We start from the raw sequence: 21,471 nt of genomic DNA, 5'->3' as shown, positions 1-21,471 counted from the left end.
GGTTCGGCGGTCTGCAGTACCTGGGAGTGCGTCGCCTCGCGGCCTAACTTGTCCGCGCGTCCGGCCCGGTCCCGCGCTACAGCTTGCGCAGCCGCAGCCGATTGATGGAATGGTCGGCGTCCTTGCGCAACACCAGGGTGGCGCGGGACCGGGCCGGACGCGCGGACAAGTTAGGCCGCGAGGCGACGCACTCCCAGGTACTGCAGACCGGCGAACGCCGCGGTGTAGACGCCGGTGGCCAGCGTGGCGGCCACCCCGGTTGCGGTCAACACGGGCACGGCTCCGGCGGCCACGATCGCGGCGAGCGTGAAGACGACGTTGGCCACGATGATGCCGATCCCGACGCGGCGCAGGTTCGGCGCCGCCGCGAGGCTGAACACGACGAGGCCGGCGAGCACGAAGAACGCGCCCATCGCGTATTCCTGGCCCGACGTGAGTCCCGTCATCGACGAGATTGGGTCGGCGAAGAAGGCGACGGCCAAGCCGCACAGGCCCGTCAACGTGGCGTCGGCGCGCATGGCGAAACGCAGCAGCGAGTCGGTCGAGTCGTACAGGGGGCGGGTCGGAATGCCAGAAACGGCGGTCATGTGATTACTCCTAGCGGTGGCGAGGGGTCGAACTGGTTTGAGCGTGCCGCTCAAGCACTGCCACATCGACCCATGGCGCTGCCAGTTGCTGCCATGCGCAGAATGACCAGCGATTTCGCTCGGCTATTCCCGTACCGGACCAATTAGTTCCACACGTGTCACAAATCGTGGGGTCGATGGCGCGATCGGTCGCCGGGAGACTAGACGGCGATCGCCTCCACGACGCTGAACGGCGAGACCGTCTCCACCACGCGATTCAACTGAAACCCGGAGCGCGCGAGTAGCCGACCGTATTCGTCCGCGGTGCGCTCACGCGAGGTGGCGCTGACGAACATTTCCAGGTCCAGCCACTTGCCCGCGAACTCGCGGCGGTGCGCCGGAATCACGAGTTCGACCAGCAGCAGGTGCTTGCCGGCAGCCGACGACGCGCGCACGTTGGACAGGATGCGCACGGCCTGCTCGTCGGGCCAGTCGTGAATCACGTTCTTGAGCACATACGCATCGCCGCCCGCGGGTATGTCGTCGTCGAAGAACGATCCCTCGGCGATCCGAACCCGGTCCAACACCCGGTGTTTGCGAAGTTCGGCCGGCGCGTCGATCACGACATGGGGTTGGTCGAACAGGACGCCACGCGCCCGCGGCGCGGCGGTCAGCATCGCGGCCAGCAACCGGCCGCGGCCACCCCCGACGTCGACGATGGTGTCGTACGGAGTGAAGTCGTACGCCGCGACGAGCGGCGCGATCGAGATCTCAGAGACGCCGGTCATGGCCTGGTTGAAGACTTCCTGCAGCTCGGGCTGGCCGGCCAGGAATTCGAACAGGGACTGGCCGCGCGCCTGGCAGGCGACGCACTCGCCGTGCCGAAGACTTTCGCTCAGGTGGCTCCAATGGTCACGGTTCTCGGGCGAACCCATCCACCTGGCCCACGCCGCCAGCGAAACGTCGGCGTCACGACGAAGTGGCTGCGCCAGCCGAGTGAGCTCGTAGCGGCCGTCGCGGCGCTGGCGAAAGATCCCGCGCGAGATCAGGGCCCGCAGCAGCCGGGCCAACGCGTCGGCGTCGGCATCAACGGCGACCGCAAGCTCCTGGGCCGACAGCGGCCCGTCCGCCAAAGCGTCGGCGATGCCGAGGTCGGCCGCGGCGGTAATCGCCTGCGCGACCCAGGCGTTCATGACCATTTCCATCAGCACGGCCGGCGCGGGGAAGGTGCGGGCGTGGAGCCGGCTCAGAAAATACCTGGCCGCCTCGATGACCCGGACAGCCTTTGCCGGCGGAATCCTGGATGAAGCCATGAACGCCCCTTGCGTCGGAATACCTTCCGCGAGGGTAACCTGCGGCGTTACGCCCGTCGCGCCAAGCTGACACGCTCGCGCAGATCGGCCGCGATCAGCCGGGCTGCGGCGTTTTGCCAGTTGTGCAGCGAACGCTGCGGCACCTCGGTGACCAGCCACTGCCAGGCCTGCCGCGCGGTGGGGTCCAGGCCGGCCGCGGTGGCGTTCTGCGCGTACGCGCGCACCCCGACGACGTACGGGAAGTACAGCGAGTTGTAGTACCGCCACTCCTCGGTGGTTCCGAAGTCGCCGGCGTCGCGGGGTTTGAGCCGGGCGATGCCGTCGGCGAGAACGGCTTTCAGCTCGTTGGCCCGTTCCAACGGGTGATCGGGCGCGCCGCGCGCGGCCAGTCGCTCGTCGATCACGGGCAACGCGGTCAGCGGGCTGGCGACCAGCTTGGTCAGGTCGGCATAGTGGCCGAGCGCGCGACGGGTGAGCCGGGCGAAGGTTTCGTCATCGATGTATTGAAGGTCCTTGCGGGGATCGGCCGAGCGCAGCGGCAGCGCCGCGCCGGTGTGCCGCAACGCGGCCCGGTCGGCGCGCAGGGTGGGCGACCTGGAGAAGGCCAGCCGGTCCAGTACGCCGGCCAGCGGATCGGCCAGGACCTGCACCGCGATCGCGATCGCGAGTGTGGTGAACAGCAGCACCGTGAGCACGGTCTGCGCGGTGGGCTCGCGTCGGGTCACGGCCAGGCCGATCAGCGCCTGGCCGCCGAACAACACGGCCACGACCATCGAACCGGCGAACGAGCGCAGCATGTCGGCGCGCAGTGCCTGGCCTTCGTCGAAGGCGTCCCACAGCGCCACCGCCACGCCGAGCGTCAGGACGTCGCAACCGGTCGACGCCAGGGCCAGCCAGCTCGGGACGATGCCCAACGGGATGATCAGGATGGCGTTGGCCAGCGCGAAGAACAGGGTCGCAACGACGACCGTGCCGACGACCGGGGTCGGCTGGGCGCGCCGCCGAACGGCGACGACCATCGCCCCCAACGTCGACGTCGAGATGACCGCCATCATCAGCAGGTGACCCGGCCGCAGCGGCCCTTCGACGCTGCCGGCCAGCGCCGCACCCAGCAGGATCAGCGCGCCGACACCGCCGATGAGCAGCAACTCACCGGTGCGCGCACGCCAGCGGTCGCCCGGCCGCGACAGCTCGACGAGCACCGCGAACCACGCCATGCTGGGCACTGCGGCCAGATAGATCTCGAACCGGCTGAGCACCGCGAGATGATGGGCGCTCGCCGTGCGTATCGCGTCCAGTGCCACCACCAGCGCGAAGCCACACAGCCCGATCGCCGCGAGCACAAGCACCGGCTTACGCGGATCGCGGGCCAGCAGATACAACCCCAGCCACCCGCTCAGCGTGAACACCACCGCCGACAGCGCAGCCATGTATCCAGTTTGGCACGGGGTCTGATGCGTGCCGACCCGCTGCTACTTGCCGTACCTCCGATGCCGCTGGCTGTAGTCACGCAGCGCGCGCAGGAAATCGACGCGGCGGAACGCGGGCCAGTGCGCCTCGGTGAACCACATCTCCGAATAGGCGCTCTGCCACAGCAGAAATCCCGACAGCCGCTGTTCCCCCGAGGTGCGGATCACCAGGTCGGGGTCGGGTTGCCCGGAGGTGTAAAGGTTTTCGGAGATGCCGTCGACCGTCACCGCGTCGATCAGCTCCTCCGCGCTGGCACCGTTGGCGAGTTCCTTGTTCAGCAGCGCGCGCACCGCGTCGACGATCTCCCGGCGGCCGCCGTAGCCGACGGCGACGTTGACGTGGAACGGCGCGACGGCCGGCGTCGACTCCACCGCGTCGCGCAGCCGGCGGGCCTGGTCCTCGCCGATCAGCCCGAGGTCGCCGACCGTGCGCACGCTCCAGCGATTGGCCGGGGCACAGATCTCCTCGACCACGTCGGTGATGATCTCGATCAGGCCGGCCAGCTCGTCGGGATCGCGTTGCAGGTTTTCGGTGGAGAGCAGGTACACCGTGGTCATCTCGATTCCGGCCTCTTGGCACCAGCGCAGCATCTCGGCGATCTTGGCGGCGCCCATCCGGTAGCCGTAGCTGACGTCGTCGTAACCCGCGTTGCGCGCCCAGCGCCGGTTCCCGTCGCACAGCACCGCGATGTGCCGGGGAAGTTCGGACTTGGAGGCCGCCAGACCCTGCCTCAGCCGCAGCTCGTAGACGCGGTACAACGGCTCCTTGAGCCGCGGCGGGATGATCTCCACGAAGCTCTACCCTACTGTGAGCGACCACAAATTCCGTGGTGGATTTGCGCAAGCCCACCGCACGTCCAGCAGCGTGTCGTGATCATTCGCGGTTACTGTTGGTTTCAATGGCCGCAAGGCGAGGCAATAGGGAGACATGAGCAGCAAGACCAGCACGCCCACCAACCCGGAGCCCGAGGCGATCGCGCCTGGCAATCCCGTCGAACAGCTCGTCGACGGTGCCGCCGAGGCCATTTCGAAGCCCCGCATGCGCGGCTGGATCCACTTCTATTCGGCGTGGCTGGCGATCGTCTGCGGCGCGTGTCTGGTCTCGGTGTCGTGGGCGGTGGCGTCCACCCGCGCCGGGCTGACGACGTTCGCCTACGCCCTGGCCACCGTGGCGATGTTCGCGGTCAGCGCCACCTACCACCGCGTCAACTGGAAATCCGGCAAGAGCCGCAACCTGATGAAGCGGCTCGACCATTCGATGATCTTCCTGTTCATCGCCGGCAGCTACACGCCGTTCGCGATGCTGGCGATGCCGCCCGAGGACGGGCGAACCGTGTTGTGGATCGTGTGGGGCGGCGCGCTGGCCGGAGTCGTGCTGAAGGTGTGCTGGCCGACGGCGCCGCGCTGGGTGGGCGTCCCGCTGTACCTGCTGCTCGGTTGGGTGGCGGTCTGGTATGCGCCGACCATCATCCACGTCGCCGGGGTCGCCGCGATGGTGCTGCTCGCGGTCGGCGGCGCGTTCTACAGCATCGGGGGCCTGCTCTACGGGCTGCGCTGGCCGGACCCGTGGCCAAAGACGTTCGGCTATCACGAGTTCTTCCACGCCTTCACGGCGATCGCGGCAATCCTGCACTACATCGCGATGTGGTTCGCGGTCTTCTACGTCGGCAACCCGGCCTGACGGTCCGGCTACACCTGCGTGACGTCGGCCGCCGACCAGTAGGCCTTCATCGCGGTGACCTTGCCGCGGTCGTCGAAAACCATCACGTCGATCGGCTCGATCACCATCCGGTGCTCCCCCGCGGTGACGGTCAGGCGGAACTGGAACGCCGCCTCGTTGCCGGCCACCCGCAGTGACACCAACTCGCATTCGCGCTGCACGTCGTTGACCGCGGAATAGAAGCCGTGGATCGCCTGGCGACCGATGTGTACCTCGCCGCCGACGGGGTCCTCAACCGTCGCGTCGTCGGCGTACAAGTCCACCAGCTCGTCGGCGCTGCCCTTGGCCACCAGCTCGATGTAGCGGTTGACGGTGTCGGTGATCGCGTGGACCCGGTCCGGGGCGTTCGGCATGGGACGCAGGGTAGCCTCCCGGCTACGGTCCCGAAACATCCAGGGCCGCGGCCAGTTCGGCCGCCCCGGTTACCGGCAGGTCGCACAGCCGGCCGCGGCACACGTAGGCGGCGTCGGCGCCGCCGACCCGGTCCCGCCCCGCCAGCAGCGCCGACGATTCCGGCGCGCCGCCCACGACGATCGCCCCGCCGGGCGCCAGCCGGCGCGCTTCGGCCAGCAGCGCGGAACGTGACGGGTCGCAGGCGACCGCGATCTGCAGCGGCCCGCGCACCGCGGCTTCGGCGACGGCCAGCCAATGCCCGGCCGACCGCGGCGCGCGCTCCAGCAGCAGCGAGTGCGCCGCGAGGGCCTGACCCGCCGCCCGTAGGTACCGCTCCGCGCGTTCCCCGTCGACGAGGTGCGCCGCGGTCAGCAACGCTTCGGTGATCGACGACGCGCCCGACGGCGTGGCGCCGTCCAGCGGGTCGGCGGGCCGCAGCACCAGCTGCTCGGCGTCGTCGGCGGTGTCGAACCAGCGGCCGGGACGCTGCGGGTCGGCGAAGTGGCGCAGCGCTGTGTCCAGCAAGCCGGTCGCCGTCGTCAGCCACGACGCCTCGGCGGTCAGCTGGTACACCGCAAGCAGACCGGTGGCCAGCATCGCGTAGTCCTCGAGGATGCCCGGACTGTCCCCGACCGTCCCGCCCAGGCTGGCGCGCCGCAACCGTCCGTCGACGACGTGCAGCCCCAGCAGCGAAAGGGCGCAACGCCTTGCCGCAGCGGCCAACTCCGGTTGGTCCAACGCCACGCTGGCCTCCGCCAGCGCGGTGATGGCCAGGCCGTTCCACGACGTGACGACCTTGTCGTCACGCCCCGGCTGCGCGCGGGTGAGCCGCGCGGCCAGCAGCGCGGCGCGGACCCGTTCGGCCCGTTGCGGGTCGTCGGGGTCGGCGGGCAACTGCAGCACCGAGCTGCCGTGCTCGAAGGTGCCGGACGGGGTGACCGCGAAAAGCTCTGCGGCCCAACGGCCGTCGTCGGCGCCGAGCACCTCGGTCAGCTGCGCCGGCGTCCAGACGTAGGTCGAGCCTTCGCGGCCGTCGGCGTCGGCGTCCAGCGACGAGGTGAACATGTCGCCGTCGGCCAGCTCGTCGAGCAGGAACGTCGCCGTCTGGCTGGCGACCCGGCGGGCCAACGGGTCTGCGGTGCGCCGCGCCCAATGGGCGTAGGCGCGCAGCAGCAACGCGTTGTCGTACAGCATCTTCTCGAAATGCGGTACCACCCAAGCATTGTCGACGCTGTAGCGGGCGAAGCCGCCGGCAAGTTGGTCGTAGATGCCGCCGCGGGCCATCGCGTGGGCCGTGCGCGTGACCGCCTCCAGCGCCGCCGGCGACCCGGTGCGCTCGTGGTTGCGCAGCAGTGCCTCGAGGATCGCCGAGGGTGGGAATTTGGGGGCGCCGCCGAACCCGCCGTGCACGGTGTCCTGGTCGGCGAGCACGGAGGCGACGGCGTGGTCACACAGCCGCGGGTCCACGTCGGGCCCGCCGGCGGCCAGTCCACCCGCCATCTTGCGCAACTCACCGGCGATGTGGTCGGAGGCCTCCTCGACCTCGCCGCGGCGGTCCCGCCAGGTCGCGGACACGGCCGAAAGAAGTTGCAGGAAGCCGTCTTTCGGGTAATACGTGCCGCAGAAGAACGGTCGGCCGTCGGGCGTCAAAAAACACGTCATCGGCCATCCGCCGTGCCCGGTGAGCGCCACGGTCGCGTTCATGTACACCGCGTCGATGTCGGGCCGCTCCTCGCGGTCGACCTTGATGCAGACGAACCCCGCGTTCATCGCCGCGGCCACTTCGTCGTCCTCGAACGATTCGTGGGCCATGACGTGACACCAGTGACACGCGGCGTAGCCGATGGACAGCAGGATCGGCACGTCGCGCGCCGCCGCGTCCGCCAGCGCCTGCGGCGTCCACTGCTGCCAATGCACCGGGTTATCGGCGTGCTGGCGCAGATACGGGCTGGTGGCCAGGCCGAGGGTGTTCGTTGCGCCGGATTCAGCCGGGCTCATCGCGGTGTCCCGGTTGGTCGGGGTTCTCGCCAACCGTGTCGGTGCCCTCGTCGGCGGCCTGATCGGGCTCGGGGTGCTCCGGATCGAACGTCTTGGGGACCTTTTTCAGCTGCCGGTTCATCGAACGCAACAGGAACAGGGTCGCGATCAGCAGCAGCACGACGACAAGCAGCCCGACCGGGCTCGCCTTGCCGAAGTCGGGCCCATGGTTGTGCGGGGCGTCGGCAATGACCCGGAGGAGATGATGCGTCACCCGTCGTCCTCGATCCCGGCGAACAGGTCGTCCTCGGGCAGCTTGACCGGGACGCGGGAGCGGGCCAGCTCGAATTCCTCGGTCGGCCAGAGCCGCTGCTGCCACTCGATGGGAGCGGCGAAGAATTCGGCGTTCGGGTCGATCTGGGTGGCGTGTGCACGCAAGGCGTCGTCGCGCTGGCTGAAATACGCCGAGCACTCGACCCGCGTCGTCACCCGGGACTCGAACGGATCACGCTCGGGATCCCAGTGCTTGAGCCACTTTTGGAATGGCCCCTCCTGGCCGCGCTTGACGAACTCGTCGTGCAGCAGCTGCATCCGCGCCCGCAGGAAGCCGTGGTTGTAGTACAGCTTGGACACCGTCCACGGCTCGCCCGCGTCCGGGAAGCGGGCGTAGTCGCCGGCGGCCTCGAACGCGCCGACGGAAACCTGGTGGCAGCGAATGTGGTCGGGATGGGGGTAGCCGCCGTTCTCGTCATAGGTGGTCATCACGTGCGGCCGGAACTCGCGGATCACGCGCACCAGCGCCCCGACGGGTTCCTCCAGCGGCACCAGCGCGAAGCAGCCCTCGGGCAGCGGCGGCGGCGGATCGCCCTGGGGCAGGCCGGAGTCGACGAAGCCGAGCCACCTGTGCTCCACACCGAGGATTTCCGCCGCCTTCGCCATCTCGTCGCGGCGGATTTCGGCCATGTGTTCCAGCACATCGGGCAGGTCCATCGCCGGGTTGAGAATCTCGCCGCGCTCGCCGCCGGTCAGCGTCACCACCAAAACCCGGTGACCCTCGTCGGCGTAGCGGGCCAGGGTGGCCGCGCCCTTGCTCGACTCGTCGTCGGGGTGGGCGTGCACCGCCATCAACCGCAGTTCGCTCACGTGCCCCCTTGTCCGAGTCGGTTCGCCGGTCGCCCCCGAAGGGCTAGAAGTGCTAGAAGCGACCTTATAATTCCAGTTCCGATCGTTGCATCCCGTCGGCCGGCGGCCGGCAACCACCACTGCAGGCATACCCAGGCATGACCGAAACTTCCCCTCCGCGCCCCGAGGTCCGCTACGGGCGATCGCGACTGTCGCGCGTGTCCCGGCGCCGGGTGGCCATCGGGTTGGCCGTGCTGGTCGTCGCCGTCGGCGTCGTCGTCGCGGTCGTCGGCTACCAGCGGCTCGGGACCAGTGACGTCACCGGCTCGCTGGCCGGCTACCAGTTGATCGACAACGAGACGGCGTCGGTAACGATCAGCGTGACGCGATCCGACCCGTCGCGCCCGGTTGACTGCATCGTGCGGGTCCGGGCCAAGGACGGCGGCGAGACCGGCCGGCGCGAAGTGCTGGTGGGTCCGTCCGACCAGGCCACGGTGCAGGTGACGACGACGGTTAAATCCGTCCGACCCCCGGTGATGGCCGACATCTACGGTTGCGGCACCGATGTGCCCGCTTACCTGCGTCCGGCCTGACCGCACGATAAGACGAACAGCGAATATTGAGTCATCATCTGTTTGCGCGGTGGTAACATGGATGAATGCACGGTTCCCCTAGGGACCGTGTATTGCTGCATTAAAGGCCGTCGGAAGAACGGAGCGGCGGTAGCCGGGGCGGGGACCCGGATACCCCCGGCAGCGGGGTGCAAAAGCTTGCGCGAATACGCGAAACGAGAAAGAAATACGAGGACGACGAGATGACGGATACTCAGGTGACCTGGCTGACCCAGGAGTCACATGACCGACTCAAGGCCGAGCTCGACCAGTTGATCGCGAATCGTCCGATCATCGCCGCGGAAATCAACGACCGCCGCGAAGAGGGCGACCTGCGCGAGAACGGCGGCTACCACGCGGCCCGCGAAGAGCAGGGCCAGCAGGAGGCCCGCATCCGCCAACTGCAGGACCTGCTCAACAACGCCAAGGTCGGCGAGGCGCCCAAGCAGTCCGGCGTCGCGCTGCCCGGCTCGGTGGTCAAGGTCTACTACAACGGCGACAAGTCCGACAGCGAGACGTTCCTGATCGCCACCCGCCAGGAGGGCGTCAACGACGGCAAGCTCGAGGTGTACTCGCCCAACTCACCGCTCGGCGGCGCCCTGATCGACGCCAAGGTCGGCGAGACCCGCAGCTACCAGGTGCCCAACGGCAACACCGTCGAGGTCACGCTGGTCAGCGCGGAGCCGTACCACTCGTAGCGTTTTGCGCGAGCAGACGCGGACTCGCACTCAATCTGCCTTGAGTATGCGATTTTGCGTCTGGTGGCCGGGCTAAGCCAGCGCTTGTTCGAGGTCGGCCAACAGGTCGGCTTCGTCCTCGATGCCGACCGAAAGCCGCACCAGGTCGTCGGGCACTTCGAGTTGCGAGCCGGCCGTCGACGCGTGCGTCATGGCGCTGGGCAGCTCGATCAGCGACTCGACGCCGCCCAGCGACTCGGCCAGGATGAACACCTCGGTTCGGGCGCACAGCTGCTCGGCGGCCTGCCGGCCCCCGCGCATGCGCACCGAGACCATGCCGCCGAAGTCGCGCATCTGGCGCGCGGCGACTTCATGGCCGGGATGCCCGGGCAGACCCGGATACAGCACCGCGCTCACCGAGGGATGCTCGGCGAGGAATTCGGCTACCGCGCAAGCGTTTTCGCTGTGCCGCTGCATCCGCAGCGCCAGGGTCTTCAGGCCACGCATGGTCAGGTAGGCGTCGAACGGTCCCGGCACCGCGCCCGCCCCGTTCTGCAGGAAGGCGAACGCGTCGTCCAACTCCTGGTCGTTGGTGATGAGCGCGCCGCCCACCACGTCAGAGTGGCCGCCGATGTATTTGGTGGTCGAGTGCAGCACCACGTCGGCGCCCAGCGTCAGCGGCTGCTGCAGCGCCGGCGAAGCAAAGGTGTTGTCCACCAACAGCTTCGCGGAGTTTTGTTTGCCCATCTCCGCGATCGCGGCGATGTCGGCGATGGTCAGCAACGGGTTGGTCGGTGTTTCCACCCAAATCAGCCGGGTGTGCGGGGTGATCGCGCCCTCGACGGCGTCCAGGTCGGACAGCGCCACCGGCGTGTACGAGACGTCCCACTTGGTGAACACCTTGTCGATCAACCGGAAGGTGCCGCCGTAGGCGTCGTTGGGGATGACGAGGTGGTCGCCGGGCCGCAGCATCGCCCGCAGCGCGCAGTCGCCGGCCGCCATCCCGGACCCGAACGCGCGCGCGAAGGCGCCCTCCTCGACGGCCGCCAGCGAGGCCTCCAGCGCATCCCGGGTCGGGTTGCCGGTGCGCGCGTAGTCGAATCCGCCGCGCAGGCCGCCGACGCCGTCCTGGGCGAACGTGCTGCTGGCGTAGATCGGGGCGTTCACCGCCCCGGTCGCCGGATCCGGCCGGTACCCGGCGTGGATGGCCTTGGTGGCCAATCCCTTGAACTTGTGGTCTGCGCTACGGTCCTCGCTCATCGACGCTCAGCCTAGTGACAGCCCCGATCGGGCATGAAAATCGGTGGCGGGGGTACTCGTCGTCGTCCCCATGCGATGACCAGCCAGGGAGAACCACCATGCCCGACGACGGCGCCACCCGGACCGAGCTGTCCCTTTTCGATCGCTGCGCGACCTATACGGGCGAATGGGTTTCCAGGCCTTCGTTTTTCGCGATCTGCGTGCTGGTGGTGGTCGCGTGGATACCCACCATTTGGGCGCTGCCCACGGTCGATACCTGGCAACTGGTCATCAACACCGTCACGAACATCATCACGTTCCTGCTCGTCGCGTTGCTGCAGAACACCCAGTCGCGCAGCAATCGCGCGATGCAGCACAAGCTCAACGCGATCGCCGACGCGCTGCAATACCTGACGGGTGAACTGGACGGGCAGCCGCCACGCCTTCAGCGGCACCGCGCCGCGTTGGGCGAGGCGGTCGGCTCGGAAATATGGATGGGCTCCCGGTCTGACCTGGGGCGGCTCAGCCCTCTTCGATCGGCAGGCACACGGTCGTCATGATTTTGTCCGCCAAGGTTTGCCGCTTGGCGTCCCACAGCGGGAACAGGTAGCCGAGGCCACAGATGAGCGAGTCAACGAAGTGCGCGATCTGGCGCACCACCGACATCCCGAAACCGATGGGCTGGCCGGTGACCTCGCTGACCACTTTGAACTTCATCACCGATTTGCCGATGCTCGAGCCGGTGACGCCCTGGCGGTAGCCGTAGTCCCAGACCAGGTAGGCCACCGCGGCCAGCCACGTCAACCAGAACGCCATCGTGCCGATGCCGCTGGGCTGGTTGACGCAGTACTGGTTGACGCTGTACTGGGTGATGTCGCTGACGCACGACTGTTGCGTCGTGAGGGCCTGAATGAGCGCGCCGATGCCGACCAGGATGCCGGCCGGGATGTTGTCGATGAGATACGCCAGCACCCGGGTGACCCACGGGGTGTAGGACTCCGTCGGCAGGGCGCGGATCGCCGGTCCGGGCGGGGGCGGCGCGTATCCGCCTGACGACGGGGGTGGCGGCGGGTAGGAACCGCCGGCCGGGGGCGGCGGAGGGGGCGGAGAGGCTTGTTGGCCACCGGCCCCAGGGGGCGGCGGGTAGGACTCGCCGGGCGACGGTTGATCGGACATGGGCAACCCTCCACTGCGTTAGCTGAATCAGGCCGAATTACAGTACCTCGGGCCGGCTTGGCTAAGCGGTTTAAGCGCGCCGCGCTAACGCCGGCCCGTGGATCCGCGGGGCCCCTCCGACAGGAATCCCAACAGGTCGTACCGGGTGATCACCCCGACCGGTTTGCCCTTCTCCACCACCATCAGCGCGTCCCAGTCGCGCAGTGCCTTGCCCGCCGCGCTGACCAGCTCACCGGCGCCGATCATCGGCAGCGGCGGGCTCATGTGCTGCGCGACCGCGTCGGCCAGCTTGGCGCGGCCCTCGAAGACGGCGGACAGCAGCTCACGTTCGGAAACGCTGCCCGCGACCTCGCCGGCCATCACCGGCGGCTCGGCGCCGACCACGGGCATCTGCGACACCCCGTACTCGCGCAAGATGCCGATGGCGTCGCGCACCGTCTCGGACGGATGGGTGTGCACCAGGTCGGGCAGCTCACCGGACTTGCGGCGCAGCACGTCGCCAACGCTGAACTCCTCGGTCGACCCGTCGAGGCGCGCGCGCAAGAACCCGTACGACGACATCCACGCGTCGTTGAAGATCTTCGCCATGTAGCCCCGCCCGCCGTCGGGCAGTAGGACCACGACCAGCGCGTCGGGTCCGGCCTCCTCGGCCACCTTGAGCGCGGCGACCACCGCCATCCCACACGACCCGCCGACCAGCATCGCCTCCTCGCGGGCCAGCCGCCGGGTCATGTTGAACGAGTCGGAGTCCGACACCGCGATGATCTGGTCGGGAACGGTGCGGTCGTAGGCGTCCGGCCAGAAGTCCTCGCCGACACCCTCGACCAGGTATGGCCGACCGCTGCCACCCGAGTAAACCGAGCCTTCCGGGTCGGCTCCGATGATTTTGACGCGGCCGCCGGACACCTCCTTGAGGTAGCGCCCGGCGCCGGTGATCGTCCCGCCGGTGCCGATCCCGGCGACGAAATGGGTGATCTTGCCGTCGGTGTCGGCCCAGATCTCCGGGCCGGTGGTGGCGTAGTGGCTGGCCGGTCCCTCCGGGTTGGCGTACTGGTCCGGCTTCCAGGCCCCCTCGATTTCCCGGGTCAGCCGGTCCGAGACGCTGTAGTAGCTGTCCGGGTGGTCGGGCGGCACCGCCGTCGGGCACACGACCACCTCGGCGCCGTAGGCGAGCAGCACGTTGCGCTTGTCCTCGCCGACCTTGTCGGGGCAGACGAACACGCACTTGTACCCGCGCCGCTGGGCCACCAAAGCCAGGCCGACGCCGGTGTTGCCCGACGTGGGTTCGACGATGGTGCCCCCGGGCTTGAGCTGCCCGCTGGCCTCGGCGGCGTCGATCATCTTCACCGCGATCCGGTCCTTCGAGCTGCCGCCGGGATTGAGGTATTCCACCTTGGCCGCCACGGTGCCGGCGCCGTCGGGAATGACTGAGTTCAGCCGAACCAGCGGCGTTCCCCCGATGAGGTCACTGATGTGCTGCGCGATCCGCATGCGTTCATCGTCTCAGGCGGTTTCGCGCGGCGCACACTCGCTAGGTCCGATTGCGCGACTCCTTACTCGCGCCGTGCCGGCGCTCGCCGTCGTCGCGCTAGGTCCGATTGCGCGACTCCTTACTCGCGCCGTGCCGGCGCTCGCCGTCGTCGCGCTAGCCGGTGGCCTCGCGGATGTAGTCGCCGATCTGGCGCAGCGAACGGATCGCCTCCGGAACCAGCGGCGCGGCCAGCTGGAAGTCGTGGACCTGGCCGGGCCAGACTCGCACCTCGGCCGGCACCCCGACCGCCGCCAACCGCGACGCCGCCAACTGCGCGTCGTGCAGCAACACCTCGGATCCGGAAACGTGGATGAGCGTCCGCGGCAGGCCGGGCTTGATGTGCTCCAGGGGCTCGTAGATTTCTTCGGGTTTGCCGTCGACGATGTTCTTTTCGGCGGCGCTAGCAACCAATGCGACGAGGGCGTCGAACGCGTTCGCGGAGAACATCGCGTCGCTCTTGATGTTGGGGTGCGCCTGCTTGCATTCCTTTGCTAGCTGCAGCAGTGGCGAGATCGCTACGAGCGCAGCGGGCATATCGGAGTCGCCGTGCCCTTCCTCCTGCAGGCGTTGCGCCAGGGCCAGCGCGAGGTATCCGCCCGCCGAGTCGCCGGCGAGCACGATCTGGTCCGGCTCGTAGCCACGCTCGCGCAACCATTGGTACGCGTCGTGGCAGTCGTTGAGGGCCATGCCGATCGAGTGCTTGGGCAACAGCCGGTAGTTGACCACCAGCACCGGCGAGTCAGCAAACTTCGACAGCGTCTCGACCAGCCGCCCGTGCGAGTTTGCTCCACAGGTCAGAAACGCGCCGCCGTGCAGGTAGACGATCACCCGGCGGGTGCCGTCCGCGGGCAGCACCCCGGGGGCGCGCACCAGCTGCGCGGAAGCATTGGGCAAGTTCACCGTCTCGCGGACGGTGGCGGAGACCGGGAGCAGGACCCGGGCCGCGACGTCGATGAGACCCCACGGCCACGGCAGGTTGGGAACGTGGCTGCCGACGGAAAGGACCGGCCGGATGGTGAGCCGGGATGCGAGGTTAGCTACCCGCGCAGCAACGCTGGGACCGGACTCGAGTACCTCGACCGGTGCGCCGTCGCTGATGGCAAATCTGCGTGCCTCAACTCTACGTCGCTTGAGAACCTCATGTGGCCGAACGGTATTCCGGGGGGAACCGGATACCTTGCTAGGTGCGGTCATGCTCAACACTTCCTACGGCGTTGTAGTCCGATACAGCATGTGACGAGGCAGCCAAGCGTCCGGTTCAGCCCACTCTCCAGGGCGTTCAGCCAACCCTTGAAACTTAGCTTGACAGCCTTTGCTGAGTAGAACGTTTGAAGAATCTGATTCGATACCACATTTGATTCACAACGTGACCACATTGTTCATAAGCCGCCCGCGCAAACCCGTGAGCCGAACTAAACTGGCCCTGTGACCATTCGGGTGCCGCGTCGTTCGACGATCGCCCTGGCCACAGCCGGCGCGCTCGCCTCGACGGGAACTGCCTATCTCGGCGCACGCAACCTGCTGGTTGGCCAGGCGGCGCACACGCGCACCGTCATTCCGAAGGCGTGGGACATCCCGCCGCGCGCCGACGGCGTGTACACCGCCGGCGGCGGGCCGGTGCAGCGGTGGCAGCGCGGCATGACGGCCGACCTGCACCTGATGATCTTCGGCGACTCGACGGCCACCGGATACGGCTGCATGAGCGCCGAGGAAGTCCCCGGCGTGCTGATCGCCCGCGGGCTGGCCGAGCGGGCGGGCAAGGTCGTCCGGCTGAGTACCAAGGCCATTGTCGGCGCCACGTCGAAGGGTGTCGCCGGCCAGGTCGACGCGATGTTCGTGGCCGGCCCGCCGCCGGACGTGGCGGTGATGATGCTGGGGGCCAACGACGTCACGGCCCTCAACGGCATCAGCCAGTCGGCGCAACGGCTGGCCTTGACCGTGCGCAAGCTGCGTTCCCGCGGCGCGGTGGTGATCGTCGGCACCTGCCCCGATCTGGGTGTCATCAGTGCGATCCCGCAGCCGCTTCGCTCGCTGGCGCACGCGCGGACTTCGCAGCTCGCCCGCGCCCAGACCGCCGCCGTCCGGGGGGCGGGCGGCGTGCCGGTCCCGATGGCGCAGCTGTTGGCACCCCAATTCCGGACCGCGCCCGAGCAGATGTTCTCCGCCGACGGCTTCCACCCCTCGCCGACCGCGTACGCGCTGGCCGCCGAGGCGCTGCTGGACGCGGTGTGCGACGCGCTGGGCATCGAGGTCGAGAGCCCGACGCCGGGCGTTCCGGTCGCCGTCGTCCCACCGAGGCTCGACGAGTCCCCCGCGCGGTTGACCCTCGTGACGCGGCTGTGGCGGCGCCCGGCCGCCGGGTCCCCCGCCCCGTCTGATTCCCAGCCGGTCGGCACCGACTAGATTTGTTCTAGCCCGTCGGGGTGACAAAACACCCGCTTGGGAAGCGAGCCCGCGTCCGCTGGAAGGGAACAAACCATGCCTGAAGCCGTCATCGTCTCAGCCGTCCGCTCGCCGATCGGCCGCGCCATGAAGGGATCGCTGGTGTCCATGCGGCCCGACGACCTGGCCGCGCAGATGGTGCGCGCCGCGCTGGACAAGGTGCCCGCGCTCAACCCGCACCAGATCGACGACCTCATCCTGGGCTGCGGCCTGCCGGGCGGCGAATCCGGCTTCAACATGGCGCGCGTCGTCGCCGTCGAGCTGGGCTACGACTTCCTGCCGGGCACCACGGTTAACCGGTACTGCTCGTCGTCGCTGCAGACCACCCGGATGGCGTTCCACGCGATCAAGGCGGGCGAGGGCGACGCGTTCATCTCGGCGGGTGTGGAGACCGTGTCGCGATTCGGCAAGGGCAATTCCGACTCCTGGCCCGACACCAAGAACCCGCTCTTCGACGAGGCCCAGGAGCGTTCGGCGGCCGCGGCTCAGGGCGCCGACGAGTGGCACGACCCCCGTGCCGACGGAAACCTGCCGGACGTCTACATCGCGATGGGTCAGACCGCCGAAAACGTCGCGATCATGACCGGCATCAGCCGCGAGGATCAGGACCGCTGGGGAGTGCGCAGCCAGAACCGCGCCGAGGAGGCGATCAAGAGCGGCTTCTTCGAGCGCGAGATCACCCCGGTGACCCTGCCCGACGGCACCACCGTCACCACCGACGACGGCCCCCGCGCGGGCACCACCTACGAGAAGGTCAGTGAGCTCAAGCCGGTGTTCCGGCCCAACGGCACCGTCACGGCAGGCAACGCGTGTCCGCTGAACGACGGCGCGGCCGCGCTGATCATCACCAGCGACACGAAGGCCAAGGAACTGGGCCTGACGCCGCTGGCGCGCATCGTGTCCACCGGGGTCAGCGGCCTGTCGCCGGAGATCATGGGCCTGGGCCCGATCGAGGCGAGCAAGAAGGCGCTGGCCAGGGCGGGCATGTCGATCGGCGACATCGACCTGTACGAGATCAACGAGGCCTTCGCGGTGCAGGTGCTGGGTTCGGCGCGCGAGCTGGGCATGGACGAGGACAAGCTGAACGTGTCCGGTGGGGCGATCGCCCTGGGCCACCCGTTCGGCATGACCGGCGCGCGCATCGCCACCACGCTGCTCAACAACCTGCAGACCCACGACAAGACGCTGGGCCTGGAAACCATGTGTGTCGGCGGCGGCCAGGGCATGGCGATGGTGATCGAGCGGCTCAGCTAGCCGCCCCGCGCGACTGCATGTGAATCCTGGGCTTTGCGTGTAACTCGTGGGCGGCGACACGCCGAGCGGCTGCGCCGTCAGTGCACACCGAAAACCGTAAGCGCACAACCAAAAGCGTTAGCCGCGCAGAACCCCGTCGGCGACGGCGCGCAGCTTGTCCGGGTTGGCCACGTTGTGGATGGTGGCGATACGCCCGTCCGCGTCGAGTTCGACTGTGAGCGTGGCGATCACGCGGCCTGAAGCCGAGAAGACGATGCCCGGCCCGCCGTTGATGTCGGTGACTTCGGCTGTCATATCGGCGATTTCGACGCCTTCGTACGGGCGCTTGGTAACACCGGCGAGCCAGGCGGCGACCTTGGCCATGCCCTCGACCGGGCGCAGCGCCTGGCGCACCTTTCCGCCGCCGTCCGTCCACAGCGTGACGTCGGGGGCGAGCAGTTGCATGAGGTCGTTGATGTCCCCGCCGGTCGCCGCGGAAAAGAAGCGTTCGGTGACCGCGCGCTTCTTGCCGCGGTCGGCCTCGAACCGGGGCCGGCGCGCCTGCACGTGATTGCGGGCGCGGTGGCCCGCCTGGCGCACCGCGGCCTCGGAACGTTCGACGGCCGAAGCGATTTCGGCGTAGCTGAAGTCGAACACCTCCTTGAGGACGAACACCGCGCGCTCCAGGGGGCTCAGCGTCTCGAGCACGACCAGCATCGCCATCGACACCGATTCGGCGGCCGCGACGTCCTCGGCCGTGTCTTCGCTCGTGAGGATCGGCTCGGGCAGCCACGGCCCCACGTAGGTCTCCCGTTGGCGCCGCGTCGAGCGCAGTCGTTCCATCGACAGATTCGACACGATGCGCGATAGGTAGGCCTTGGGGTCGGCGACCTGACCCCGATCGGCCGCCGACCACTTCAGCCACGCATCCTGGGCTACGTCTTCGGCGTCGGCCGCCGAACCCAGGATCCGATAGGCGATGGCGAACAACAGTTTCCGGTGTTCGACGAACGCCTGCTCGTCGGCGCTCATCGGGTGAAGCCCCCGCCGCGCCGCCATGTCACGGCTCCCAGCGCGGGCAGCAACTTGAGCAATCGGTAGGTCGTCCAGGGGCTGGCGCTCACCGTTTCCTTATAGGCGACGGCCCACCGACCGGCCAGATAGAAACGCGACGGGCTGTCGTCGGGATGGGTGAACTGGATGACGGCGTCGTGCCGCCCCAGGCTCACCGGCTGGTGGATGTAGCCGAAGCGGAATCGCTTGGTCTGCTTGCCCTTCAGCTCCCGCACGATGTTGGCCGCGGCGTGCACACCGGTCGGGATGCCGCTCTGGCAGGTGCCGTGCACGAGGCCATAGCCTTGCCGGACCGCCGCGGCGTCGCCGACGACGTACACGTCCGGGTGCGATACCGAGCGCAGCGCCGCATCGGTGACGATTCGGCCGCGGTCGTCGACGCGCAGGCCCGCGGCGGCCGCCAGCGGCGACACCCGCACGCCCGTGGCCCATAGCACCGCGCGCGCCGCGACGACCTCGCCGTCGGCCAGGGCGACCCCGTCGGGCATGACCTTGACGATGTCGACGCCGGAACGCATCCGCACGCCCAACCGGTCCAACCCGGCATGCAGGCGGGCGCGCGCCTTGGGGCCCATCGTCGATCCGGGTGTCTGCCGGCTCAGCAGGACGACGTCGAGTTCGGGATGCCGCTCGGCGATCTCGGCCGCCGATTCGATGCCGGTCAAACCGCCGCCGGCGACCACGACCGTCCCGGCGTCGAGCCGATCCAGCTGCTGGGCCAGCAATCCGGCGTCGTGGGCGCTGTTGAGCGTGTAGGCGAATTCGTCGACGCCGGGCACGACCTCGGTGTCGGCGACGGCGCCGAGCGCGTACACCAGGGTGTCGTAGCCGATCGTGCGCTCGTCGTCGAGACGGACGGTCCGCGCGTCGGCGTCGAGGCCGGTGACCCAGCCCTGGACGAACTCGACGTCCGTGCCGGCGAGCATGTCCGGGATCTCAAGGTCGGCCAGCCGCTGGCCCGAAGCCGCCTGGTGCAGGCGCAGCCGCTCGGTGAAACGAGCCTGCGGGTTGACCAGGGTGACGCGCACGTCGTCGCGGCCCTTGACCCGGCGCGCCAAGCGGGTGGTGGCCGCCATGCCGGCATAGCCGGCGCCGATGATCACGATGTGCTTCATGATGCTGCCTTTCGCGAGCGAATGTGTGCTGACAACCAGCAGACGCATCCAGCGGTCGCGGATGTGACATCGCGCGGGCGCACAAAAAACCGGCACGCCTGCGGGCGTGCCGGTTTTCCCGTCGGAGCCGGGGCTAGTCGTTTTGCAGGTAGCTGAGCAGGCGCAGGATCTCGAGGTACAGCCAGACCAGGGTCACGGTCAGGCCCAGCGCGATGCCCCACGCCGCCTTCTCCGGCGCGCCCGCGCGGATCATCTGGTCGGCCGCGTCGAAGTCGATCAGGAAGCTGAAGGCCGCGATGCCGATCATCACCAGCGAGAAGATGATCGCGATCGGTCCGCCGCTGCGCAGGCCGAGGCCGGTGCCGCCGCCGACGTGGAACATCGCCAGGATGAAGTTGCCGAGCATCAGGAACAGCGCTCCGAACAGGGCGGCGACCACCATCCGGGTGAACTTGGGCGTGACCCGGATGGCGCCCGTCTTGTAGACGACGAGCATCCCGAAGAACACACCGACGGTGCCCAGAACGGCCTCCCCGATCAGCGCGCCGGCGTTGGCGTTGGAGACCTGGAAGTTGGCGAAGACGAACGAGACGGCGCCGAGGAAAAGGCCCTCGAGAACCGCGTAGCTGAGCACGATCGCCGGGCTGTCCTGCTTGCGCCCGAAGGTGGCGATCAGCACCAGCCCGAGGCCGCCGAGCGCGCCGATCAGGGTCAGCGGCATCGCCAAGGCCAGGTTGGAGGCCACCATGAAGTAGGACACGATCGCGGCGCCGATCAGCACGGCCAGCGTGATGCCGGTCTTGGTGACGACGTCGTCGATGGTCAGCGGCCGAGACGCCCTGGTGTCCTGGTAGGGAGCCACGTAGGGGTCGGCCTGGTAATAGCCCTGGGCCGCGCCAGTGCCGAATTGCGCGTATCCCCCGCTCTGCCTGGGCAGCGAACGAAATACCGGGTTACTTGTCTCCCGCACCGTCGGATCCTCTCTTGATGGCTATGGGTTCGAGCTGTGCGAACACCTGCTCAACGACCAGCGGGTCGCCCTAGTTCCCAACGGACCTGCTGTTTTCTCGGTGTTTCCGGCTATGTAAACGGGCTCTGCTGTTGTCGTCCGGTCAAACATAAACCTTACCCGCGGAGATCGCTGCGGTCGTGACGATCTAGATTGCTGGTCGAGACCGGGCGGCGATTGGGAGGACGAGGGCGTTGACCGTGGCAGCTGTCGAATCCGAGGAGGTCCTGACCCGGGTCGAAGGCGGCGTCGGGTTGATCACGCTCAACCGGCCCAAGGCGATCAACTCGCTGAATCAGACGATGGTGGACGCGTTGAGCGCGGTGCTCACCCGTTGGGAAACCGACGACGCGGTGCGGGCGGTCGTGCTGTCCGGGGCGGGCGAACGCGGATTGTGCGCCGGCGGCGACGTCGTGGCCGTCTACGAAAGCGCCCGCAAGGATGGCGTCGAGGTCCGGAAGTTCTGGCGCGACGAATATCTGCTCGACGGCCAGATCGGGCGCTTCGCCAAGCCGTACGTGTCATTGATGGACGGCATCGTGATGGGCGGCGGCGTGGGGGTCAGCGCGCACGGCAGCGTCCGCGTGGTGACCGAAACCTCAAAGGTGGCAATGCCGGAGGTGGGCATCGGGTTCGTTCCCGACGTCGGCGGGGCGTTCCTGTTGTCCCGGGCGCCGGGTGGGCTGGGGCTGCACGCCGCGCTGACCGGGGCGCCGTTCTCCGCAGCCGACGCCATCGCCATGGGATTCGCCGACCACTACGTCCCGCACGACGAATTGGACGCGTTCGCCAAGGCGATCGTCG

Annotated in this window: 21 protein-coding genes and 2 pseudogenes; 7 read left to right on the top strand and 16 right to left on the bottom strand. The window is 68.6% G+C overall.

Annotation, left to right across the window (positions count from 1 at the left end; genetic code table 11):
• Positions 1-76 precede the first annotated feature (76 nt).
• The 5 genes and pseudogenes from A5712_RS30250 to A5712_RS13860 form a co-directional block, all read right to left on the bottom strand.
• Positions 77-196: pseudogene (locus A5712_RS30250) on the bottom strand (type I pantothenate kinase); the annotation flags it as partial.
• On the bottom strand, positions 171-587 hold the full coding sequence (locus A5712_RS13875) for a hypothetical protein (protein ID WP_068105861.1): 417 nt from the start codon (positions 585-587) through the stop codon (positions 171-173). The gene A5712_RS13875 and the pseudogene A5712_RS30250, both read right to left, overlap by 26 nt.
• Before the next feature lie 200 nt (positions 588-787).
• On the bottom strand, positions 788-1,879 hold the full coding sequence (locus A5712_RS13870; RefSeq protein ID WP_068105857.1) for a methyltransferase: 1,092 nt from the start codon (positions 1,877-1,879) through the stop codon (positions 788-790).
• A 47-nt stretch (positions 1,880-1,926) separates the two neighbouring features.
• Positions 1,927-3,309 carry a hypothetical protein gene (locus A5712_RS13865; protein WP_068105855.1) on the bottom strand — a complete coding sequence of 461 codons (1,383 nt, stop codon included), beginning with the start codon at positions 3,307-3,309 and terminating at the stop codon, positions 1,927-1,929.
• 42 nt (positions 3,310-3,351) lie between these two features.
• Complete coding sequence (locus tag A5712_RS13860) at positions 3,352-4,140, bottom strand: (2Z,6E)-farnesyl diphosphate synthase (protein ID WP_068105852.1); 789 nt, start codon at positions 4,138-4,140, stop codon at positions 3,352-3,354.
• A gap of 136 nt (positions 4,141-4,276) precedes the next feature.
• Here A5712_RS13860 and A5712_RS13855 point away from each other — a divergent pair, with 136 nt between their 5' ends.
• Positions 4,277-5,029 (top strand): hemolysin III family protein, encoded by a 753-nt coding sequence (locus A5712_RS13855; RefSeq protein ID WP_068105848.1) that lies wholly within the window; start codon positions 4,277-4,279, stop codon positions 5,027-5,029.
• An 8-nt stretch (positions 5,030-5,037) separates the two neighbouring features.
• Here A5712_RS13855 and A5712_RS13850 read toward each other — a convergent pair whose 3' ends face one another.
• From A5712_RS13850 to mca, 4 genes are read right to left on the bottom strand one after another with little or no spacing between them, the layout of a single operon-like run.
• Positions 5,038-5,421, bottom strand: coding sequence for a nuclear transport factor 2 family protein (locus tag A5712_RS13850; protein WP_068105844.1), 384 nt, complete (start codon positions 5,419-5,421; stop codon positions 5,038-5,040).
• A 22-nt stretch (positions 5,422-5,443) separates the two neighbouring features.
• Positions 5,444-7,459, bottom strand: coding sequence for a thioredoxin domain-containing protein (locus tag A5712_RS13845; RefSeq protein WP_068105842.1), 2,016 nt, complete (start codon positions 7,457-7,459; stop codon positions 5,444-5,446).
• A complete protein-coding gene (locus A5712_RS13840) occupies positions 7,446-7,712 on the bottom strand; it encodes a hypothetical protein (protein WP_068105839.1) in 267 nt (88 codons plus the stop codon). Before A5712_RS13840 ends, A5712_RS13845 begins: the two co-directional genes overlap by 14 nt.
• Positions 7,709-8,581, bottom strand: coding sequence for a mycothiol conjugate amidase Mca (mca, locus tag A5712_RS13835; protein ID WP_068105836.1), 873 nt, complete (start codon positions 8,579-8,581; stop codon positions 7,709-7,711). Before mca ends, A5712_RS13840 begins: the two co-directional genes overlap by 4 nt.
• A 137-nt stretch (positions 8,582-8,718) precedes the next feature.
• Here mca and A5712_RS13830 point away from each other — a divergent pair, with 137 nt between their 5' ends.
• The gene (locus A5712_RS13830; protein WP_068105833.1) at positions 8,719-9,153 is read left to right on the top strand and encodes a DUF4307 domain-containing protein; all 435 of its coding nucleotides are present in this window, start codon (positions 8,719-8,721) and stop codon (positions 9,151-9,153) included.
• A gap of 221 nt (positions 9,154-9,374) precedes the next feature.
• The gene (gene greA / locus A5712_RS13825; protein WP_066940885.1) at positions 9,375-9,869 is read left to right on the top strand and encodes a transcription elongation factor GreA; all 495 of its coding nucleotides are present in this window, start codon (positions 9,375-9,377) and stop codon (positions 9,867-9,869) included.
• A 72-nt stretch (positions 9,870-9,941) separates the two neighbouring features.
• Here the strand turns inward: greA and A5712_RS13820 are convergent, their stop codons facing one another.
• Positions 9,942-11,108 carry a cystathionine gamma-synthase gene (locus A5712_RS13820; protein ID WP_068105830.1) on the bottom strand — a complete coding sequence of 389 codons (1,167 nt, stop codon included), beginning with the start codon at positions 11,106-11,108 and terminating at the stop codon, positions 9,942-9,944.
• 98 nt (positions 11,109-11,206) lie between these two features.
• Between A5712_RS13820 and A5712_RS13815 the strand changes: the two genes are divergently transcribed.
• On the top strand, positions 11,207-11,647 hold the full coding sequence (locus tag A5712_RS13815) for a low affinity iron permease family protein (RefSeq protein ID WP_068105827.1): 441 nt from the start codon (positions 11,207-11,209) through the stop codon (positions 11,645-11,647).
• Here A5712_RS13815 and A5712_RS13810 read toward each other — a convergent pair.
• From A5712_RS13810 to A5712_RS13800, 3 genes are all read right to left on the bottom strand, one after another.
• Positions 11,610-12,263, bottom strand: a complete 654-nt coding sequence (locus A5712_RS13810) for an RDD family protein (RefSeq protein WP_068105824.1) — start codon at positions 12,261-12,263, stop codon at positions 11,610-11,612. The two genes, A5712_RS13815 and A5712_RS13810, sit on opposite strands and share 38 nt — an antisense overlap.
• Before the next feature lie 84 nt (positions 12,264-12,347).
• Complete coding sequence (locus tag A5712_RS13805) at positions 12,348-13,754, bottom strand: cystathionine beta-synthase (protein ID WP_068105817.1); 1,407 nt, start codon at positions 13,752-13,754, stop codon at positions 12,348-12,350.
• A gap of 154 nt (positions 13,755-13,908) precedes the next feature.
• Positions 13,909-14,988 carry an alpha/beta hydrolase gene (locus tag A5712_RS13800; protein ID WP_068105814.1) on the bottom strand — a complete coding sequence of 360 codons (1,080 nt, stop codon included), beginning with the start codon at positions 14,986-14,988 and terminating at the stop codon, positions 13,909-13,911.
• A 243-nt stretch (positions 14,989-15,231) separates the two neighbouring features.
• On the opposite strand from A5712_RS13800, the pseudogene A5712_RS13795 reads away from it, so the two are divergent.
• Positions 15,232-16,039, top strand: a pseudogene (locus A5712_RS13795) (SGNH/GDSL hydrolase family protein); the annotation flags it as partial.
• A 233-nt stretch (positions 16,040-16,272) separates the two neighbouring features.
• Positions 16,273-17,490, top strand: coding sequence for an acetyl-CoA C-acetyltransferase (locus tag A5712_RS13790; RefSeq protein WP_068105808.1), 1,218 nt, complete (start codon positions 16,273-16,275; stop codon positions 17,488-17,490).
• 117 nt (positions 17,491-17,607) lie between these two features.
• Here the strand turns inward: A5712_RS13790 and A5712_RS13785 are convergent, their stop codons facing one another.
• The 3 genes from A5712_RS13785 to A5712_RS13775 form a co-directional block, all read right to left on the bottom strand.
• Positions 17,608-18,501, bottom strand: a complete 894-nt coding sequence (locus tag A5712_RS13785) for an RNA polymerase sigma-70 factor (protein ID WP_156766558.1) — start codon at positions 18,499-18,501, stop codon at positions 17,608-17,610.
• A complete protein-coding gene (locus A5712_RS13780) occupies positions 18,498-19,658 on the bottom strand; it encodes an NAD(P)/FAD-dependent oxidoreductase (RefSeq protein ID WP_068105864.1) in 1,161 nt (386 codons plus the stop codon). The genes A5712_RS13785 and A5712_RS13780 overlap by 4 nt, the downstream gene beginning before the upstream one ends.
• Before the next feature lie 133 nt (positions 19,659-19,791).
• Positions 19,792-20,628 (bottom strand): Bax inhibitor-1/YccA family protein, encoded by an 837-nt coding sequence (locus tag A5712_RS13775; RefSeq protein WP_068105800.1) that lies wholly within the window; start codon positions 20,626-20,628, stop codon positions 19,792-19,794.
• 239 nt (positions 20,629-20,867) lie between these two features.
• On the opposite strand from A5712_RS13775, the gene A5712_RS13770 reads away from it, so the two are divergent.
• Positions 20,868-21,471: 3-hydroxyisobutyryl-CoA hydrolase (locus tag A5712_RS13770; RefSeq protein ID WP_197519381.1), on the top strand; the 604-nt coding region annotated here is incomplete at its 3' end.

Source organism: Mycobacterium sp. E2327 (assembly GCF_001672675.1).
GTDB lineage: Bacteria > Actinomycetota > Actinomycetes > Mycobacteriales > Mycobacteriaceae > Mycobacterium.
This window is presented reverse-complemented; position numbering and strand designations above follow the sequence as displayed.

Excerpts from the sequence above, each read along its gene's own strand:
- A5712_RS13875 (WP_068105861.1), bottom strand. The coding sequence starts at position 587 with ATGACCGCCGTTTCTGGCATTCCGACCCGCCCCCTGTACGACTCGACC.
- A5712_RS13870 (WP_068105857.1), bottom strand. The coding sequence starts at position 1,879 with ATGGCTTCATCCAGGATTCCGCCGGCAAAGGCTGTCCGGGTCATCGAG.
- A5712_RS13865 (WP_068105855.1), bottom strand. The coding sequence starts at position 3,309 with ATGGCTGCGCTGTCGGCGGTGGTGTTCACGCTGAGCGGGTGGCTGGGG.
- A5712_RS13855 (WP_068105848.1), top strand. The coding sequence starts at position 4,277 with ATGAGCAGCAAGACCAGCACGCCCACCAACCCGGAGCCCGAGGCGATC.
- A5712_RS13850 (WP_068105844.1), bottom strand. The coding sequence starts at position 5,421 with ATGCCGAACGCCCCGGACCGGGTCCACGCGATCACCGACACCGTCAAC.
- A5712_RS13845 (WP_068105842.1), bottom strand. The coding sequence starts at position 7,459 with ATGAGCCCGGCTGAATCCGGCGCAACGAACACCCTCGGCCTGGCCACC.
- A5712_RS13830 (WP_068105833.1), top strand. The coding sequence starts at position 8,719 with ATGACCGAAACTTCCCCTCCGCGCCCCGAGGTCCGCTACGGGCGATCG.
- greA (WP_066940885.1), top strand. The coding sequence starts at position 9,375 with ATGACGGATACTCAGGTGACCTGGCTGACCCAGGAGTCACATGACCGA.
- A5712_RS13820 (WP_068105830.1), bottom strand. The coding sequence starts at position 11,108 with ATGAGCGAGGACCGTAGCGCAGACCACAAGTTCAAGGGATTGGCCACC.
- A5712_RS13815 (WP_068105827.1), top strand. The coding sequence starts at position 11,207 with ATGCCCGACGACGGCGCCACCCGGACCGAGCTGTCCCTTTTCGATCGC.
- A5712_RS13810 (WP_068105824.1), bottom strand. The coding sequence starts at position 12,263 with ATGTCCGATCAACCGTCGCCCGGCGAGTCCTACCCGCCGCCCCCTGGG.
- A5712_RS13805 (WP_068105817.1), bottom strand. The coding sequence starts at position 13,754 with ATGCGGATCGCGCAGCACATCAGTGACCTCATCGGGGGAACGCCGCTG.
- A5712_RS13800 (WP_068105814.1), bottom strand. The coding sequence starts at position 14,988 with ATGACCGCACCTAGCAAGGTATCCGGTTCCCCCCGGAATACCGTTCGG.
- A5712_RS13790 (WP_068105808.1), top strand. The coding sequence starts at position 16,273 with ATGCCTGAAGCCGTCATCGTCTCAGCCGTCCGCTCGCCGATCGGCCGC.
- A5712_RS13785 (WP_156766558.1), bottom strand. The coding sequence starts at position 18,501 with ATGAGCGCCGACGAGCAGGCGTTCGTCGAACACCGGAAACTGTTGTTC.
- A5712_RS13780 (WP_068105864.1), bottom strand. The coding sequence starts at position 19,658 with ATGAAGCACATCGTGATCATCGGCGCCGGCTATGCCGGCATGGCGGCC.